Here is a 19,679-nt window from a genome sequence, read left to right as displayed (position 1 = left end):
AAATAAAAACCGTATCTCATTGAGGTACGGTTTATTTATTGTATACTATTGTTGTTTCAGAATTAGTCCTGCAGCACTTCACCAGCTTTTCTGTAAACAAAATTTCCATAGATATGTCTTCTTGCAAAACGGCTAGGAGAATCGGAATTAATCATCTTGATGTACGTGTTTCTCGGAACACCCATATATTCGTATGAAACTCCATTCAAATGCTGAACAGTCAGAATTGATTTCTCCAAATAAAAATCTTGAATATTTGATTTAGTAATCGTTTCCGTATATTCTTCTTTGTATTTTTCCTGAGTTTCCGGATTGATACTTACTAAAAAGTGGTAAGCTTCAATCACAGATTTGCTTTTTTCTTCAGCTTCCAGTTGTCCGGCTTCATCATTGACAAATTTATCAGGATGCGTATCTTTCATCGCATTTCTGTAAATAGTCTTCAACTCTTTTAAAGTCACATTCTGCTCAACTCCCAAAAGTTTTCTGTGTTCACCAATTTTTTTCATATTTTCTATCCCTTATTTTCGGGGTGCAAAATTAAGGAAATTTATTTAGAAAAATGTAAGTTTTTGATTATTAATTTATTTGTGATAATTTAATTTAATGTGGATTCCATAAAGCAATCTAAGAATTCTTCAGTTACACCTTTTATTTTTCTTTTTTGACATAATGCGTATAATTCTTCAACTGCTGAATATGTAAAATATTTAGTATTTAAATCACGAAACTGAGGTTTATTAGCTTCTTTTATTACTTTGTCTCTATCTTCATCTGGGGCAACAATAACATATCTAGTTGGAAATGGAGGGAATTTATCTTGAAAATTTTTCATTCTACTTAGCCCACTTGTAACACCAGTTGAGTGCTCAATTTCCATAACAGCAGGCATAAGTCTTCCATTTTTAAACCAAATACAGTCTATTAATAATGCAGCTTGTACAGCTTCTTCATGTGCAAGCATAAGTTTTTCATCTTTCAAGGATGAAATGACACCTTCATATTCACCAATTCTTTTATTTTGGTATAAAATTCCTTTATCATTTTGAGCAATCCAAGTCCTAAAATTTAACTGTTTTCCGATAAAATATAATGCTATTTGTATTTGTGCATGTCTCCTTTGTATATCAATATTTATTTCAGGAGTGGGAAAGTCATTGGGTAAAACAAGTGAATCGTAAAAAGCATCTAAAGCAGGGATTTCTGAAATAACAATATCCGTTTCAGCTTTGGCTAATATACCAGATTTATGTGGAGTTTCAGGTTTCCATATTAAATGTTTATGTCCATGTTTAACAGTTGAAATCCCTGATTTGTTTTCTATTCTTCCTGGATAACAAAAATAAAACTCGGGGGTATATGCCAATAAAGATTCAAAAACACTTCTAGTATTATAGCTTGCTCCCAATACTCGATCAATATTAATAGGCTGATTAGGATTAAATGCATTTGCAATTCTCCAAATCATTTCACTAGATATAGTTTCTGTTTTTTGTAGAGATTCTATTTGTCCTTTGGAAGAATCCCATCTTTTTATTCTGATTGGTCCTTCTGGAAACTCTACACTTTCAATTTTGATAAGTCCTTTCGTTTTAGGATTAATATAGTTATATGTTTGATTCTTATCAAGTTGATTAATAAAAGCTACAAGATTACTTGCTGTTAATTTCCGCATATTTGAGTTCTTCGGTTTTAATTTTTTGTATGAATTCTAAAATAGATTCTGCAAGTCCTTTTGCCGCAAGATAAGGAACACCATTTCCAATAGTTTTAAACATATTTGATAATGAAATGTCATCAGGAATAATGTATTCTTTTGGTAAGGATTGTATAGCTAAAGCTTCTGCTACAGAAATTCTTCTAGGTCTATAAGGATGTAAATGAACTTCATTATTACCATATGCAGCTGTTGGAGAATATCTCCAACGATGAAGTCTTTTATAAGATTTTTTTAAATCATCACCTTCTTGAATAGATAAAAATTTTACTAATCCTGTTCTAGGTTTAAAAAAGTGTTTAGAATTCGGATGATTATTAACATCATTTTTTTCAAACCAATATTGAACACTTAATTTTTTAAAAATTTCCTTTGGCATAGGTTTTATGCTGTTTTCTTCGAAAGGTTCTAAAGAGGGCCATTTCTTAGAAAAAATCTCTTCAATATTATAAATTGTTTTACTATTCCAATTAAAAGATTTTAAAAAAGGAGAGCCATTTAATTTCATACCTAATTTAGTTAAAGCATTTCTTTTAAAACCTAATAAAATAATTCTTTCTCGATTTTGTGGAACACCATATTCAAGAGAATTAATTAATTTTTCAGTTAAATAATAGCCGTTTGAAATCATCTTTAATTTCATTTCTTCGAAAAATTCTCTGTGCTTTTTTGTTCGATATAAGCCTTTGACATTTTCAAACAAAAAGAAATCAGGCTCATTTTGGGAGATTAATTCAAAATAAGTTGCAGATAATTTTCCATTTTCGCCATTAATACCTTTATTTTTTCCTCCTACAGAAAAATCAGGGCATGGAGGTCCCCCAATAAAACCAATTAGATCATAATTATTTTTAGAAAATTCAATATTAATTTTTAAAGATTTAGATTTTTCATCATTTAGAAAGGAACATATATCATCTGTGTCATGACCAAAAATAGGAGTTTCAATATTTAAATTTTTTCTTGATGATTTATAAATATCCATAAAAGGTTTATGAAATTCATTAACAAATAAAACATCATATCCTTGAGCTTTCTCAAAGCCCAAATCAAGGAAACCTGCACCTGCAAAAAAGGAAAAAATTCCGATTTTATTTTTCTTACTACTTTTATTTGTCATGGAACAAAAGTAATAATTAAACAATAATAAATACTAATATTTAATCTCGTTTTTTTAACAAAACAGGAGCCAAAAGGCTCCTGAAAAATAAAATCAAAAAATCAAAGCGCCTGCAAAGTAAACTCCTTACTCGCTTCCCTAGAAGCCTCCACCATCGCAATCAGTGCCTTTTCCGTTTCATCCCAATGACGGGTTTTCAACCCACAATCAGGATTTACCCAAAGTTGCTGTGCAGGAATAACGGCTTGTGCTTTTTTCAGCAATTCTACCATTTCCTCTTTGGAAGGAACTCTAGGTGAATGAATATCATAAACTCCCGGTCCAATCTCGTTTGGATATTTGAAATCTGCAAAAGCATTCAACAATTCCATTTGGCTTCTGGAGCATTCAATCGTAATAACATCGGCATCCATATCGGCAATATTCTGGATAATATCATTAAATTCAGAGTAGCACATATGCGTATGAATCTGTGTTGCATCTTCCACACCGCTTGCTGAAATTCTGAAAGCTTCAACCGCCCATTTCAGATAATTCTGCCAATTGGTTTTTCTTAATGGAAGCCCTTCACGAATAGCAGGTTCGTCAATCTGGATGATTCTGATTCCCGCTTTTTCTAAATCATTTACTTCATCACGAATCGCTAATGCAATCTGTTTGCAGGTCAATGAACGCGGCTGATCATCACGTACAAAAGACCATTGAAGAATCGTTACAGGTCCCGTCAGCATTCCTTTTACCCATTTTTGAGTTAAAGATTGCGCATATTCTGACCAATAAACCGTCATTGGATTCGGTCTGTAAACATCTCCAAAAATTACAGGAGGTTTTACACAACGGCTTCCGTAGCTTTGAACCCAACCGTTTTGAGTAAAGGCAAATCCTGCTAACTGTTCTCCAAAATATTCCACCATATCATTTCTTTCGAACTCTCCATGAACCAAAACATCAATTCCGATTTCTTCCTGCCAACGGATGGTTCTTTCGGTTTCCTGTTTTAGCAAAGTGGCATATTCTTCTGCGGTCAATTCCCCTTTTTTGAATTTAGCACGCCAGTTTCTCACTTCTTTCGTTTGTGGAAACGAACCGATTGTTGTTGTCGGGAATAAAGGGAGTTGTAGTACTTCCTGTTGTACTTCTTTTCTGATGGTAAATGAATTGTTTCTTTGGGCGTCGTCTTCAGTCGTCACCTCAATACGATCTTTTACTTTTTGATTGTGAATTAATGGAGATGTTTTACGGTTTTCAATCGCTTTCTTATTTTCAGCCAATTCCTGTAAAGCATTGTAATCAGGGTTTTCCGAAGCTAATTTTTTTAAATTAACAATCTCATATACTTTTTGTTTGGCAAAAGCTAACCATTGTTTGATCTCAGGAGATAAAATTTCTTCATTCTTCTCCGAATCAAGGTCGAAAGGAGCGTGTAATAACGAACAAGACGGAGCAATAAAAATTCTTTCAGATCCAATTTTCTGAGTGGCTTTTGTAATGAATTGTAGTGAATGTTGGAAATCATTTTTCCAGATATTTCTACCGTCTACAACTCCTAGTGAAAGACTTAAAGTATTAGGAATACTATTCAAAACATCATCCAACTGTTCAGGGCTACGAACTAGATCAATATGTAAAATATTGACAGGTAGGGAAGTGGCTAGTGAAAGATTGTCTTTTAATCCTTCAAAATAAGTCGCAATAATGAATTTGAGTTTTGGAAATTGTTTTCTGATTTCGGTATAAACCAATTGATAGACTTCTTTTGCTTTTTCATTTAAATCTAAGGCTAAAAACGGTTCATCAAACTGAATATATTCCGCACCATGATTTTCAAGTTCCTTTAAAATCTGAATATAAACCGGAATCAAGTTTTGCGCTAAATCCAATTTGTCAAAACCTTCTTCTTTCTCTTTTCCTAACAATAAATACGTCAGCAAACCGATAATCACTGGTTTTGCATTGATTCCTGCTTGTTTTGCACTGATGAATTCTTCAATGATTTTATTGGAAAATAATGTAAACTCCTGGTTTTTTTGAAATTCAGGAACGATGTAATGGTAATTGGTGTCAAACCATTTTGTCATTTCCATGGCGGTAATATCCAAACCATCTTGCTGGAAGCCTCTTGCCATAGCAAAATAAACATCCAGTTCAGGCTTTTTTGAAGCAATTTCCTGATAACGTTCAGGGATGGCTCCAACCGTTAAGGTCATATCTAAAACCTGATCATAATACGAAAAATCGTTGCAGGGAATAAGATCAATTCCCGCTTTCTGCTGAAGTTTCCAATTGTTGTGAGTAATGGTTTTTCCGACTTTCAAAAGGTCGTTTAAGGCGATTTTGCCTGTCCAATATTGCTCGCAGGCTTTTTTGAGTTCTCTGTTGCTACCAATACGCGGATAGCCAAGGATGTGTGTTTGCATTTTCTTACAACTTTTAAATTAGACAATGATTGTAAAAGTTCTTCGGATGCTTCGTAATGCTGTTGTAGAAAGAAGTTTAATGGAATAGAGGAGATACAATGAGGACGTATTTTTTTAACGCAAAGCTTTAATTTAAATTTCAAAATATTTAAGAGACAAAGAGGAATCAATTTCATTGATTGTAAGAAGCACTCATTTATCCATTAGCTTCATCAACGATTTATCGTAATTCTTTGCTCCTTAAAAAATTAAGATGCCATCATAAAAAATCTTTGCGTTTAAAAGTAATTAAAATTTTAAACCCAATACATTCAAAAGTATCATCTGTCTGACCAAAAAACTCCAACCCGCGAGAGCATTGTCAATTCGGAACAGGCAGGTCTCCTGACTTGTAACAGTTGTTGTCATCCTTCCCGTTTGCACAGTGGATATACGCAGACAAAAACCTTTGTGTGTTACTTACAGTTGCGCGACAGTTCGTGATTTTCACACGATTCCCTATTAATTTACCTTAAGTAAAACCTTTTCCGTTTGATGAAGTATGTTAAAGAACAAAATAGGATTCAAATATATCAATTAAAGTATATTGATTTAATTTAATGATTAAAATAAGAATATTGTTTTGATTTATTTATTTTTAAAAGATTAATATTCTGTAAATTTGAAAATTGAAATCGAAAAAAGAATATTATTCTGTGGAAAGACTGGATGAAAAGGATCTTCAACTGCTAAGAATCCTCCAAAAAAATGCAAAACTAACGGTAAAAGAACTGGCGAAAGAAGTTAATCTCTCTGCTTCACCTGTTTTTGAACGGATGAAAAGACTGGAACAGGAAGGATATATCAAGCATTATGCTGCCGTTCTGGAAGCAGAAAAACTAAACCGGGGTTTTACGGTTTTTTGTCAGGTAAAATTAAAAATTCATGATCGTTCTGTAGGAAACCAGTTTGTGGAAGATATTTTAAAAATTGATGAAGTGGCTGAATGTTACAATATTTCCGGAGACTTTGATTTCTTATTAAAAGTTCAGGTAAGAGATATGAAACACTATCAGGATTTTGTTTTTAATAAACTAGGTTCCGTAGATTCTATAGGAAGTACACATAGCACTTTTGTGATGGCGGAGGTGAAGAATATTCACGGGGTTAATATATAATTCTTGTATCTATTTACTTATTAATGAATTAAAAATTTGTTTTCCTTTGTTCAAAATTTTACATCTTCAATTATTTTATTTGCATTCATCTAAAATAGTATATTTGTAAAAACTATAAAGAAACAAAAAAAGAATGCTTGTAATAGGAATTGCAGGAGGTACAGGATCCGGCAAAACTACAGTTGTTGATAAGATCCTTCAGCAACTTGATGTTGAGGGAATGAATATCCTTTCTCAGGATAATTATTATCATGATAATCAAAATCTTACGCTTACAGAAAGAGAAGCTTTAAACTATGATCACCCTAAGTCTATAGATTTTGAATTGATGTTGAAACATGTAAAAGCTTTAAAAAATAATGAGCCGATTGAGCAGCCGATTTATAGCTTTGTTACTCATTCCAGAACCGGAGATCATGTTACTGTAGAACCTAAAAATGTATTGGTCGTAGAAGGAATTTTAGTACTTACCAACAAAGAATTGCTGAAAGAATTTGATTTAAAAGTCTTCGTTCATGCCGATTCTGATGAGAGATTGATCAGGAGGATCAGGAGAGATACACAAGAAAGAGGAAGAGATCTGAACGAAGTACTGCACCGTTATCAAACGACCTTAAAACCGATGCATCAGGAATTTATTGAGCCTTCAAAAAACGAAGCCGATTTGATTATCCCGAATATGAAGCAGAATTCCGTAGCGATTGATTTTTTAACTACTGTTATTAAAAATTCGTTGAGAAAACATTAAAATGAAAGAAAACAACCTTATTAAAGACATCCAGCCCAAGTCTGAAACGTTCAAGCTGATTCAAAAATATGTTTTGAATAAATATACGCTTACCATTTGCCTGTTTCTGGTATGGATGATTTTCTTTGATAAAACTTCGTTTTTGGTAATTAATGAACTGAATGGAGAAATTAGCAAATACGAAGACCAACTTCAATATTATAAAACTGAATATGAAAAAAATGATGCGTTTTATAAAAAATTGATGAACAATAAATCTGAAAAAGAAAAATACGCAAGAGAAAACTATTTCATGAAAAAACCGAATGAAGAGATCTTTATTTTGGTAGTAGATAGTGCGAATATTGCGAAAAAATAATTCTAAAAGTGAAATCGAAATGGTGAATTTTGCTTCGCAAGTGAATTTTAAAATTGACGAGCAAAGCGAATTGACTATTCACAATTCACATTCAAAATAAAACTATGTCAAATACAGCCTGGGAAAATTTAGTAAAGAAACAGCTTAAAACAGAAGATATTTATCCGATTCTTACCAAAGAAAATTTGGAAGGAATTCAGGTGAAGCCATTCTATGATTCGGTGCAGAAACCATTGGTAAATCTGCCAAAAATAGAGGAAAGTACCCATTTGGTGGCGAAATATCATGAAAGTTTAGAGGATGATGTATTTGCATTTATTCTGGATCAAAATGTTGAAAACTTAGAGGAGAAAACAATTTTCGTAAACAATGTGGACTTGGCTGGACACATCAGTCCGAAAGAGGAAGATCAGTATTTCTCTTTAATTGATGTTTTTGATGAAAAAGAAGCTACAATTAATGATCAACTGGTAAAAGAATTGTTGGCAAAAGAATTTAAAAGAAACATTTGCGTAGATATTTCTCTTCACCAAAATGCAGGTGCTGCAATCTATCAGCAATTGGGGATTGCTTTGGCTAAAACGAAAGAATTGGCGGAAGTATATGGTGCTGAAATACTAAATAAACTGATTTTCAGAATTGCGATTGGAGGAAATTATTTCTTTGAAATGGCAAAACTGAGAGCATTTAAAATAGTTTTGAATCAACTTTCCAAAGAATATGGTTTGGATGAAATTCCATACATTTTTGCTGAAACTTCTTTGAGAAATAAAGCAGTTTTGGATAATGAAAATAATTTGATCCGTTCTACGCTGGAATTGGCTTCTGCAATGATTGGAGGTGCTGATGCGGTTTTTACCAATAATTATTTGGTTGACAGAAGTACAGAAAATTCTGAAGAAATTTCTTTCAAGCAACAGATTGTTTTGGCTTACGAAAGTATCATTAATGTGTTTGAGGATGCTTCTAATGGAAGTTATTATGTAGAAGGCATTACCCAGCAAATTGCTGAAAAAGCATGGGCTTTGTTTGTTGAAATTGAAGAAGCGGGAGGTTATCTTGAGCTTTTGAAACAAGGTATTGTTCAGAAGAAAATCTACGATCATGCAGTAGAAGAGCAAAAATGGGTTGAAGAAGGGAAAATAAAACTGATAGGAGTCAATTTATATCCAAAATTAGAGGTTAAAAAATCTATTGAGGAATTGTATAACCAAAATGAAATAAAAGCCGTTCGTTGGGCTGAAATGTTTGAATAATACTTTGTTATGATGAAGAAAAACTTACTATTTCTTTTTTTGATCTTTTTCGGAATGTGCTTTTCTCAGACTGCAAAAGATCTTCATGGAAAATGGATGGGAATAGATCAGGGTAAAAAAGGGTATATTACTTTTTTTTCTGATGGAATTATTTCTTTCAGTTTCGATGATATGATAATGGACGGGAAAAAATTCGAGATTCCTGAAGGTCCCTATAAAGGTAAATTTGCACAAATAAAATATTTTGTAGACGATTCTGTAAAGCCGTTTAAAATAAAGGTGATTTTTGTTTGTAATGACGGAACAGGGGTGGTTGAAAATGAATTTATGTCAGGACTTATTGAATTTACAAAAGATAAAGAAATCCTTTTTTATGCGGATAATGAAAGGAAAAATCCAGAAAAAATAGACCCACTTTCTCCTGATACAATTTTACTTAAAAAAGAATCTGATTTATAATATTTTATTCATGAAATAAAAAACGGATCGGTTTTTTAAGATGGAATACTTTAGATCATAAAAAAGTTGTATAAAATCTGTGATAAACAAGATATTAAATCAAGACGTTCAAAAATACATCAATGCAAATCTAAACACAGATTTGCATTCTTTGTTGTTGAAAAAGTCTCCGTTTCCTGAAGTTTCTATGCAGGAAATTGTTCAGCAGATCAAAGGAAAGCAGGTCGCACAGAAAAAGTTTCCTTTTTTATTGAAAGAGGGAGTTATTTTTCCTCCGCAATTAAATTTAGAACAATCGTCCTCAGAGAAAACAGCCCATTACAAATCTGAAATTTTAAAAGGTAAAAAGTTTATTGATTTAACGAGTGGTTTCGGGATTGATGCTTATTATTTATCTAAAAATTTTGATGACATTACGTTAATTGAACAGAATGCTGATCTTCTAGAAATTGTTGAAAATAACTGGAAGATTTTAGAAAGAAAAGCACGGTTTATCAATCAAAAACTGGAAGATTTTCTCAATCAAAACAAAGAAACTTTTGATGTAATTTATCTGGATCCTGCCCGAAGAGACCTTAATAAAAATAAAGTTTTTCTATTGGAGGATTTATCTCCAAATATTCTTGAAATTCAGGAAAAATTATTGTCAATTTCTGATGAAGTAGTGATAAAATTATCTCCTTTAATCGATTTGAAATATCTTGTTTCCGTTTTACAGAACATTGTTAGAATTGATATTATTGCTTTAAAAAATGATGTAAAAGAGATTGTTGTCTTTTTATCTAACAAAAGTTCAGGAGAAATAATCTGTAATTGTGTGAACCTTGAAAGCGGGGAATCAACCTTTACATTTACATTCGGTGAAGAAGAAAATGCTCATACAGAATATGGTGAACCTGAAAAATGGATCTATATTCCGAATCATTCGATTTTAAAAGCGGGAGTTTTTAATTTAATTTCAGGAAAATTTGGTCTGAAAAAGTTGTATCCGAATACCCATCTTTATACTTCAAGTGAAAAGCTCAATGATTTTCCGGGAAGAATACTAGAAATGGAAATGATTGATGCTAAGCAGATTAAAAAGAAAAGTCAGTTTAATATTATTTCAAAAAATTATCCTTTAAAACCCGAAGAAATTAAGAAGAAATACGGTGTAAAAGATGGTGGAGAAAGTTATCTTATTTTTACACAATCCAAAAAAGGAAAAATAATACTAAAATCAGTATAAAAATGTTGCCGAAAAATGTAGGATTTCTTAATTTTGGGCAATTAAAAATTTAAGTATGAAATCGTTTGCTGTTAAAACAATTATAAACGGCTGAAATAATACGATTTTATATGATCTTTAAAAAAATAAATTTTACATATGAAAAAATTAGTTATATGTTTAGCTCTTGCAACTGTTGCTGTAAGCTGTAAAAAAATTCAGGCTGGAGGAAATAAGAATACTTTAAAACTTGAAGAAGGTGTTGAAAGATATTCTGATGATCCTCAAGGTGGAGGTCATGGTCACGGTCATGAAGCTGCTGCTGCGCATACAGAAGAGACAACTGCAGAAAAGCACGAAGCTGAAGCTCCAAAAATGGATAGCACAGCTGCTGCAAAGCCTGCTGAAGCTGAAAAAGCTCCAAAAGCTGAACACTAATTATAAGTACAATATAAAGAATGTCCTGCAGTTTGCGGGACATTTTTTGTAGATTAAAAACGGATAAGTATTGTAATTATCAGTTGATAATAAACCTGAGGAAAATTATATGTTTTTGTTTGCTCCTGCGGGGCAATTTTTTTACTTTTAACGAAATATATTTTTACAATGCAAGAGACATTAAATTACATCAACGAAAACAAGCAACGTTTCGTGGATGAATTATTTGAGTTATTGAGAATTCCTTCTATTTCTGCGGACCCGGCGTATAAAGATGACGTTTTAAAATGTGCAGAGGTAGTGGCAACACACCTTAAAAATGCGGGAGCAGATAATGTAGAAATTTGCCAGACAAAGGGATATCCTATCGTTTTTGGTGAAAAGTTCTTAGATAAAAACTTACCAACGGTTTTGGTTTATGGGCATTATGATGTTCAGCCGGCAGATCCATTAGAATTGTGGACAAAACCACCTTTTGAGCCTTATATTGAGAAAACTGAGCTTCACCCGGAAGGAGCGATTTTTGCAAGAGGTTCTGCAGATGATAAAGGACAGTTTTTCATGCATTTGAAAGCTTTTGAAGCGATGATGAAAACCAATGCTCTTCCTTGTAATGTTAAATTTATTTTAGAAGGTGAGGAAGAAGTTGGATCAGTGAGTTTAGGAGATTTCGTTAATGAAAATAAAGAAAAATTATCTTGTGATTGTATTTTAATTTCTGATACCCATATTTATAGCAACGAGCAGCCAACTGTTACAACAGGTTTGAGAGGGTTGAGTTACGTAGAGGTAGAAATCGAAGGCCCAAACAGAGATCTGCATTCAGGACTTTATGGAGGAGCGGTTCCAAACCCGATTCACGTGCTTTCAAGAATGATTGCTAAATTGATTGATGAAGATGGTCATATTACAATCGACGGGTTCTATGATAATGTAGAGACTGTTTCTGATGCTGATAGAGCGGATATGAATAAATTGAAAGATAATCCTGAAGAATTTAAGAAGTCTATCGGATTAAATGGAGTAGAAGGTGAGAAAGGGTATACTACATTGGAAAGAACATCTATTCGTCCGACTTTAGATTGCAACGGAATTTGGGGCGGTTACACAGGAGAAGGTGCTAAAACAGTTATTCCTTCTAAAGCTTCTGCTAAAATTTCAATGCGTTTGGTTCCTTATCAGACTCCGGAAGAAATTACAGAAAAATTTACAAAATACTTTGAGAAAATCGCTCCGGATAATGTGAAAGTAAAAGTTACTCCACATCACGGAGGTATGCCTTACGTTTTGCCAACGGATACAAAAGAATTCTTAGCTGCAAAACAGGCAATGGAATCTTCATTCGGGAAAGAAGTTCTTCCGTACAGAGGAGGAGGAAGTATTCCTATTACCGCAATGTTTGAGCAGGTTTTAGGTGCTAAATCTGTATTAATGGGATTCGGGTTAGATTCTGATGCGATTCACTCTCCAAATGAACATTATGGTCTATTCAATTTCTATAAAGGAATTGAAAGTATTCCTTTGTTTTTTGAGAATTATTCGAAATAATTTTTGAATTTTAAAAAAAATATTTGATCCTCAAGAAAATTTTCTTGAGGATTTTCTTCATAAGACTTTGGTTTTTAAATATATATTTTTACTTTTATAAAAAATTAAACTATGAAAAGATTTTTATCTTCTTTGTTATTAACTTCTTCGACAGTAATGATGTTTGGTCAGGTAGTTTTTACTGAAAATTTTGAAACATTAACTAATGGAAATGTTGGTACAGATGTAACTGGAGCTACTGCTGGGCAAAATAGTTGGTACACTCTTTATGGGGCAAATTCTGATTATCAGATAGGTACTGTTGATGCTACACATGGTAAATCATTAACAGTTGCTAGTTATAGCAGTTATGATGCCACAGCAAATTCAACACTGAATACAAGAATTGCAGCTAAATTAACAACAGCAACAGCAACAACAGCAAACAATATTTTGCAGGTTAAATTTGATTTTTATACAGGGCTATCGACGGGTGCCGGTACAGTTCAGATGAGAGTTTGGGGTATGGATGGCACTGTAAGTAGAACTCTTGGAGGTTTTGCTTATAATTATGCAACTAAAGTACTTACGGGACTTGCAACAGCTAATAACCTTGTACCTCCTAATCCTCCCACAACTACAACACCATTAGGGCCAACAACTTATTCATTTAACTTAATCGCTGCACCAGGATTAACTTTAACTGCTAATACTTGGTATACTTTAATATATGAATATAATAAAACTACAGGGGTTTCCACTTGGCGTTATCCTACAGGAAGCGGCTCTACCTCTACTACAAGTACAAGTTACTCTTTAATACCTGGGATGGTAGCACAAGATTATTATTTCTATAATATCACATCAACAGGTAATACTGTTAGTAATCAGGTTTCATTTGATAATATTACAGCACAGTTTGGAACTTCTGCAACATTATCAACAAATGAGGTAGATACAATTGCTGGCGTTAAAAATAGTATTACTCTTTATCCTAACCCAGCATCAGATGTAGTAAATATCAAAACAGATTCTAAAATCAATACTATTTCTGTTGTAGACCTTACAGGAAGAAAATTAAATGTAAAATTAGATGGTGATAAAGTAGATGTAAAAAAATTACCTGCTGGAACTTATTTAATGAATATTGAAACAAAAGATGGAATTTTTACTGAGAAATTTATCAAGAAGTAAAAATTATAAATCTTACCATATTAAAACCGCTTCCATTGGGGCGGTTTTTTGTTTTTGAAAAAAAAATCACTCTTTTTTATTTAAATGTTTGATTTTTAAATATTTATTATTATTTTTAATTAAAAAATAATACTATGAGAAAGATTTTATTAATTGGTTCGTTTTTAAGCTTAGCTTTTACTAACGCACAAACAACAAATGTGTATAATTATGGATTTGATACTGCTTTTGCTGTAGATTGGGTACTGACTAATCAGAGTAGCCCTGCTGGAGCATCAATATGGAGCAAAGCAACTTATACAACCCCTCTGTCAAGTGCTATTTTTGGAAGTGGAAACACAACTACAGTTCCTGTTGGACAAGCAGGAGGAAATAATTCATTTGCTTTGGTGAACTTTAACAGTACTACAGGTGCAGGTACAATTAGTAATTGGTTGATAACACCTGCTGTAAGTGTTAAGGATGGAGATGTAGTCAGTTTCTATACCAGAAAAGGAACAGATGGAACTACAGATTATCCTGATCGTCTAGAACTGCGATATAGTGTAGCGGGAACTACAGTTAATCCTTCATCGGGAGCTGCTGATGTTGGATCTTTTACCAATGTTGGTGTTACTGTGAATCCTACTTTAGTAGCAGGCTTTGTTTATCCCAAAACTTGGACTAAATATAGCTTTACTATCTCAGGTATTGGTGGAACACCCATCCCTGTTAAATTTGGTTTTAGATACTATGTAACAGATGGTGGACCTAGTGGAAGTAATTCAGATTTGATTGGTATAGATACTTTCTCTGTTGATAGATCTACTTTAGCGGTAAGTGATGTTGCAAGTAAAAAAACTTCTTTATCTATATTCCCTAATCCTACAAGTGATTTTGTTAATATTAAAACAGATTCTAAAATTAATGCAGTTTCTGTGATTGATCTTACAGGAAGAAAATTAGATGTAAAATTTGAGGGCAATAGAGTTAATGTTAGAAGTCTTCCGGCTGGAACATATATCCTCAATATAGAAACAGATAATGGGGTTTCAACTGAAAAAATTGTCAAAAAATAAGATAATAAATCTTTAGTTATATTAAAACGCTCCGTTTGGAGCGTTTTTGTTATTTTTAAGAACTTAAAATAATACGGGTATGTTGGAAAACAAAGTCGCTTATATAACAGGGGGAACAAAAGGAATAGGTTTTGGAATTGCAAAGATTTTACTGGAAAATGGTGTTTCGGTGGCATTTTCGGGGAGAAAAAGAGAGGATGTTGAAAAAGCTGAACAAGATTTAAAACAAGTTTCTCAGAATGTTTTAGGAATTGTTTCTGATGTTAGGAGTCTTGAAAACGAAAATGAAGCCATAAATTCTATCAGAGAAAAGTTCGGAAGATTGGATTTTGTGATTGCTAATGCTGGTTTAGGAATTTTTAAGCCCGTAGATGAGCTTTCTGCAGAAGAATGGAATGATATGATTGAAACCAACTTAACGGGTGTTTTTTACACTTTAAAAGCTTCAGTGGAAGAATTAAAAAAGACGGAAGGATATTATATCACGGTTTCAAGCCTTGCCGGAACAAATTTCTTTGAAAACGGAACGGGTTACAATGCTTCAAAATTTGGAGTAGTGGGCTTTACCCAAGCAGCGATGATTGATTTGAGAAAATATAATATTAAATCAACTGTCATTATGCCGGGTTCTGTAGCCACTCATTTTAACGGAAATATCCCGTCGGAAAAAGATGCCTGGAAGATTCAGCCGGAAGATATGGGAAACCTGGTTTTAGATATTTTAAAAATGAATCCGAGAGTTTTACCCAGTAAGATTGAGTTTAGGGCAACAAAGCCAGCCAATTAAAAACATCTAATGCGCTGAATAGTAAAATAATAAGTATTATGCATGCATAATATATATTTTAATTATATTAGCAAAAATTAATTCAAACAAAATCTCGGTATAAAATTCCTTAATTTTTTATACAAAAAGAGAAACAATAAAATAGTACACATGAAAATATTAGTTTGTATTAGTAGTGTTCCGGATACTACTTCCAAAATTAACTTCACAGCAGACAAATCTGCTTTCGACAAAAACGGAATTCAGTGGGTAATCAACCCGTTAGATGAGTTTGCGTTAACAAAAGCAGTTAAACTTCAGGAATCTCAGGGAGCTACTGTAACGGTAATCAACGTAGGTGATGCTGCTACAGAACCTGTTGTAAGAAAAGCTTTGGCAATCGGAGCAAACGATGCAGTAAGAGTAAATTTAGACCCTAAAGACAGCTATTCTACAGCAAAAGAAATCGCTGCTGTTGCTCAAAATGGTGGTTATGACTTAATCCTTTGCGGTAAAGAATCAATTGATTATAATGGAGGTTCTGTTCCAGGAATGGTAGCTCAGTTGTTGAATCAGCCTTTCGTAAATGCATCTGTAGGTCTTGATGTAAACGGAAGTGAAGCTACTGCGGTAAGAGAAATTGAAGGAGGAAAAGAAACTATTTCTGTAAAATTACCTGCAGTAATTGCTGGTCAGAAAGGATTAGTGGATGAAAAAGATTTGATTATTCCAAACATGAGAGGAATTATGTCTGCAAGAACAAAACCTTTACAGGTGGTTGAGCCGACTTCTTCTGAGGTGAAAGTTCAGGGAGTTTCTTATGACAGTGTTCCTCCAAGAGCTGCTGTAAAATTGGTTTCTCCGGATAATTTGGATGAATTGGTAAGATTACTTCACGAAGAAGCGAAAGTTATCTAATATTGAGGCTCAAGGCTGAGTTTGAGGTTTAAATTTCTAAATCTTAGCCTAAACCTAAACCTTTAATTTTTAAAATTCAAAAAAATGGCAGTATTCGTATACGCAGAAAATATAAACGGAGTTTACAAAAAAGCGGCTTTCGAAGCAGTAGCTTATGCTAAAGCAGTAGCAGACCAGGCTGGTGAAACAGTTACGGCAATTTCTGTAAACCCTACAGATTCTTCAGATTTATTATACAAATATGGAGCATCAAATGTTATCAATATCAAAGACGAAGGTCTTAAAAGCTTCTCAGCTAAAGCTTATGCTCAGGCTGTAAGTGAAGTGGCAAACGGAAATATCATCGTTTTCCCTCATACAACAGATGCTTCTTCTATCGCTCCTATGTTGGCGATCATGAACGGACATTCTTTAATCACTAACGCTATTGCAGCTCCGGAAAGCCTTTCTCCGTTTCAGGTGAAAAGAAAATCTTTCTCTGGAAAAGGTTTCATGCATGCAAAATCTGAAGGTGCAGGAGTAATCATTACGGTTTCTCAAAACGCTTTCGGTGTTAAAGAAAATGCAGTTTCTGGTTCAGAAGAAGTTAAAAACCTTTCTGTTGCGAATGAAGATACTAAAGTAATCTCTCACGAGCAAAGTTCAGGGAAATTAGACTTAAAAGAAGCTGAAATCGTAGTTTCTGCAGGTAGAGGATTGAAAGGGCCTGAAAACTGGGGAATGATCGAAGAATTGGCAAATGTTTTAGGAGCTGCTACAGCTTGTTCTAAACCTGTTTCTGACATTGGATGGAGACCTCATACAGAACACGTAGGGCAGACTGGTAAAGCGATTTCTCCAAATCTTTATATCGCAGTGGGTATCTCTGGAGCTATTCAGCATTTGGCTGGAGTTAACTCTTCTAAAACGATCGTAGTAATCAATAGTGATGCTGAAGCTCCGTTCTTCAAATCAGCTGATTACGGTGTAGTAGGAGATGCTTTCCAGATTATTCCTGCATTAACAGAGAAAATTAAAGCATTAAAAGGATAAAAAAGTGAATTGTCAATGGTCAATTCGCTGCGCTTGTCAATTTTTTAGTAAATTAATTCACTTGCGAAGCAAAATTGACTTATGAAATAAAATTCACTATTCATTAATGCACATAACATAGATAAAAGCTCGGCTTCCGGGCTTTTATTTTTGTCTTAAAAAGTAAAAACAACTATGAAAAATTAGATTATATTTGTAGTTATGGATTATAAACAGCTAATTATTCGCGGAATATCGTACAGCCAGACCCAATCAGGAGCGTACGCATTGTTATTGGAACATGAAGAAACACATATAAAGTTACCTGTTGTTATAGGAAATTTCGAGGCACAATCCATTTCTCTTGGTCTGGAGAAAGATATTCATCCGCCGCGACCTCTTACACATGATTTATTCACAAAATTTATAGTTTCTGCTAATTATGAACTGGTTTCTGTAATCATTTATCAGATTGTAGACGGAGTTTTCTTCTCAAATATCAACTTTAAAAATAAAGCTGATAATGAAGAACTGGTTTTGGATGCAAGAACTTCTGACGCAGTAGCAATGGCAGTAAGATTTGATGCTCCTATTTTTACCACTCAACAAGTATTAAATGAAGCAGGAATTCTTCTTGAACTGGAAGAGGTAGCTAAAGAAGATCAATCCTTCTCTGAAACGGTTCAGACAGAAGATAATTTGAGATCTGTTTCTATGGAAGAACTTCAAAAATTACTCGAAGAAGCGGTAAAAGAAGAAGATTATGACACCGCTTTAGAGATTCAGGAAGAAATCAAAAGGAGAAAAAAGAAAATTGATTAAAAGAGATATTTTATACTGACTTATGAATTTAAAACTACGTCTGACCATCCTCAGTTTCTTGCAGTTCTTCGTTTGGGGAGCCTGGCTGATTACGATGGCTAACTTCTGGTTTGGTACTAAACATTGGGACGGAGCGCAATTTGGAGCTGTTTTCGGAACAATGGGAATTGCTTCCATTTTTATGCCGACTATTACCGGAATTATTGCCGACCGTTGGGTAAATGCAGAAAGAATTTTTTCAGCTTTACAAATTTTGTATGGTTTGGTTCTTTTCTTTTTACCTCATACAGAAAATCCTGATTCTTTTTATTATGTAATGCTAGTCGCAATGTGCTTTTATATGCCGACAATTGCCCTTGCCAACTCTATTTCTTATACGGTCTTAAAGAACAGCAATTTAGATGTTGTTAAAGATTTTCCCCCGATTCGTGTTTGGGGAACTATAGGTTTCATTGTCGCAATGTGGGTGACCAATCTTACAGGAAATAAAGCTACAGAAGGTCAGTTCTATATTGGAGGAGCGGCAGCTATTATTTTGGGAATTTATGCTTTAACCTTGCCGAAATGTCCGCCACAGAAATTAATAGATAAAAGTGCCCCTTTGGTTGAACAATTAGGACTGAACGCGTTCAAATTATTCGGGAACTATAAAATGGCATTGTTCTTTGGGTTTTCGATGCTTTTAGGAGCGGCGTTGCAGCTTACCAATGCGTATGGAGATGTTTTTTTGAGTGAATTTTCTCATTTCCCTAAATATGCAGATTCATTTGTAGTTCAGAGATCGACGATTGTTATGTCAATTTCTCAGGTTTCTGAAACCTTATTTATTTTGGCGATTCCTTTCTTTTTAAAACGATACGGAATTAAAAAAGTAATGCTGATTTCGATGTTTGCATGGGTATTGAGATTCGGGTTCTTTGCTTACGGAACTCCGGATGGATATGGAGTTTCATTGATTATTTTATCGTGTATCGTTTACGGAATGGCTTTCGATTTCTTTAATATTTCGGGATCGCTTTTCGTGGAAACAACTACCGATAAAAAGATCCGTTCTTCTGCACAAGGATTATTCATGATGATGACCAATGGTTTCGGAGCTTATTTCGGAAGTAATATTGCAGGTTGGGCCATTGATAAATTCTTCACCCACAAATTTACGGATGCTGCAAAATTATCGTCTTATCTGGATACAACACCCGATAATCAGAGTTTTTTAGATATTCTTAAAAATACATTCAATTCTGCAGTAAATACGGATGGTACTTTATCATCTGCAGTAATGCTAAGAGACTGGCCAAATATCTGGTTAGCCTTTGCAGCATATGCTTTGGTTCTTGCCCTTCTTTTTGCATTTTTGTTTAAACATAAGCATGATCCTAAAGATGTAGCGAATGTAAATCATTAATTTTATTTCGTTGATCATTAATATATTAAATTGCACTTTCAGAAAAAGTGCAATTTTTTTTGTCTTTCAGGCAACCATTTGACAAACTTTTCGTCTTATAG

Annotated in this window: 19 protein-coding genes and 1 riboswitch; of the genes, 15 read left to right on the top strand and 4 right to left on the bottom strand. The window is 33.6% G+C overall.

Annotated elements, in window-relative coordinates; genetic code table 11:
• Positions 1–62: 62 nt before the first annotated feature.
• The 4 genes from LV842_RS02195 to metE all read right to left on the bottom strand — a co-directional run bounded on the left by LV842_RS02195 (position 63) and on the right by metE (position 5,254).
• The gene (locus LV842_RS02195; RefSeq protein WP_233109823.1) at positions 63–509 is read right to left on the bottom strand and encodes a KTSC domain-containing protein; all 447 of its coding nucleotides are present in this window, start codon (positions 507–509) and stop codon (positions 63–65) included.
• 89 nt (positions 510–598) lie between these two features.
• Positions 599–1,675, bottom strand: coding sequence for a hypothetical protein (locus tag LV842_RS02190; RefSeq protein ID WP_233109822.1), 1,077 nt, complete (start codon positions 1,673–1,675; stop codon positions 599–601).
• Positions 1,653–2,837: a DNA cytosine methyltransferase gene (locus tag LV842_RS02185; protein ID WP_233109821.1), complete on the bottom strand. Its 1,185-nt coding sequence runs from the start codon at positions 2,835–2,837 to the stop codon at positions 1,653–1,655. Before LV842_RS02185 ends, LV842_RS02190 begins: the two co-directional genes overlap by 23 nt.
• Positions 2,838–2,938: 101 nt before the next feature.
• On the bottom strand, positions 2,939–5,254 hold the full coding sequence (metE, locus tag LV842_RS02180; protein WP_233109820.1) for a 5-methyltetrahydropteroyltriglutamate--homocysteine S-methyltransferase: 2,316 nt from the start codon (positions 5,252–5,254) through the stop codon (positions 2,939–2,941).
• A gap of 357 nt (positions 5,255–5,611) precedes the next feature.
• Positions 5,612–5,795, bottom strand: a riboswitch (cobalamin riboswitch).
• A 154-nt stretch (positions 5,796–5,949) separates the two neighbouring features.
• Here metE and LV842_RS02175 point away from each other — a divergent pair.
• The 15 genes from LV842_RS02175 (at position 5,950) to LV842_RS02105 (ending at position 19,578) form a co-directional block, all read left to right on the top strand.
• A complete protein-coding gene (locus LV842_RS02175; protein WP_233110057.1) occupies positions 5,950–6,411 on the top strand; it encodes an Lrp/AsnC family transcriptional regulator in 462 nt (153 codons plus the stop codon).
• Between the two features lie 133 nt (positions 6,412–6,544).
• Positions 6,545–7,159, top strand: coding sequence for a uridine kinase (gene udk, locus LV842_RS02170; RefSeq protein WP_233109819.1), 615 nt, complete (start codon positions 6,545–6,547; stop codon positions 7,157–7,159).
• A gap of 1 nt (position 7,160) precedes the next feature.
• On the top strand, positions 7,161–7,517 hold the full coding sequence (locus tag LV842_RS02165) for an FtsB family cell division protein (protein WP_233109818.1): 357 nt from the start codon (positions 7,161–7,163) through the stop codon (positions 7,515–7,517).
• A gap of 104 nt (positions 7,518–7,621) precedes the next feature.
• Positions 7,622–8,773: a methylmalonyl-CoA mutase family protein gene (locus LV842_RS02160; protein WP_233109817.1), complete on the top strand. Its 1,152-nt coding sequence runs from the start codon at positions 7,622–7,624 to the stop codon at positions 8,771–8,773.
• Between the two features lie 9 nt (positions 8,774–8,782).
• Positions 8,783–9,232 (top strand): hypothetical protein, encoded by a 450-nt coding sequence (locus tag LV842_RS02155; protein WP_233109816.1) that lies wholly within the window; start codon positions 8,783–8,785, stop codon positions 9,230–9,232.
• A 79-nt stretch (positions 9,233–9,311) separates the two neighbouring features.
• Positions 9,312–10,460: a class I SAM-dependent methyltransferase gene (locus LV842_RS02150; protein ID WP_233109815.1), complete on the top strand. Its 1,149-nt coding sequence runs from the start codon at positions 9,312–9,314 to the stop codon at positions 10,458–10,460.
• A 138-nt stretch (positions 10,461–10,598) separates the two neighbouring features.
• On the top strand, positions 10,599–10,877 hold the full coding sequence (locus LV842_RS02145; protein WP_233109814.1) for a hypothetical protein: 279 nt from the start codon (positions 10,599–10,601) through the stop codon (positions 10,875–10,877).
• 168 nt (positions 10,878–11,045) lie between these two features.
• A complete protein-coding gene (locus tag LV842_RS02140; protein WP_233109813.1) occupies positions 11,046–12,425 on the top strand; it encodes a dipeptidase in 1,380 nt (459 codons plus the stop codon).
• Positions 12,426–12,536: 111 nt separating this feature from the next.
• On the top strand, positions 12,537–13,598 hold the full coding sequence (locus LV842_RS02135; protein WP_233109812.1) for a T9SS type A sorting domain-containing protein: 1,062 nt from the start codon (positions 12,537–12,539) through the stop codon (positions 13,596–13,598).
• Between the two features lie 200 nt (positions 13,599–13,798).
• Positions 13,799–14,656, top strand: coding sequence for a T9SS-dependent choice-of-anchor J family protein (locus LV842_RS02130; RefSeq protein ID WP_233109811.1), 858 nt, complete (start codon positions 13,799–13,801; stop codon positions 14,654–14,656).
• A 79-nt stretch (positions 14,657–14,735) separates the two neighbouring features.
• Entirely contained in the window at positions 14,736–15,443 is a 708-nt protein-coding gene (locus tag LV842_RS02125; RefSeq protein WP_233109810.1) for an SDR family oxidoreductase, read from the top strand.
• 150 nt (positions 15,444–15,593) lie between these two features.
• Positions 15,594–16,340: an electron transfer flavoprotein subunit beta/FixA family protein gene (locus tag LV842_RS02120; RefSeq protein WP_039372382.1), complete on the top strand. Its 747-nt coding sequence runs from the start codon at positions 15,594–15,596 to the stop codon at positions 16,338–16,340.
• 84 nt (positions 16,341–16,424) lie between these two features.
• Positions 16,425–17,372: an electron transfer flavoprotein subunit alpha/FixB family protein gene (locus LV842_RS02115; protein ID WP_233109809.1), complete on the top strand. Its 948-nt coding sequence runs from the start codon at positions 16,425–16,427 to the stop codon at positions 17,370–17,372.
• 201 nt (positions 17,373–17,573) lie between these two features.
• On the top strand, positions 17,574–18,173 hold the full coding sequence (locus LV842_RS02110; RefSeq protein WP_233109808.1) for a bifunctional nuclease family protein: 600 nt from the start codon (positions 17,574–17,576) through the stop codon (positions 18,171–18,173).
• 22 nt (positions 18,174–18,195) lie between these two features.
• Positions 18,196–19,578 (top strand): nucleoside permease, encoded by a 1,383-nt coding sequence (locus LV842_RS02105; protein ID WP_233109807.1) that lies wholly within the window; start codon positions 18,196–18,198, stop codon positions 19,576–19,578.
• The last annotated feature ends 101 nt before the right edge of the window (positions 19,579–19,679 follow it).

The sequence above is a fragment of the Chryseobacterium gwangjuense genome (assembly GCF_021311115.1).
Classification (GTDB): Bacteria; Bacteroidota; Bacteroidia; order Flavobacteriales; family Weeksellaceae; genus Chryseobacterium; species Chryseobacterium gwangjuense.
The sequence above is the reverse complement of the archived record's forward strand: the minus strand, read 5'-3'. Positions and strand labels throughout refer to the sequence as shown.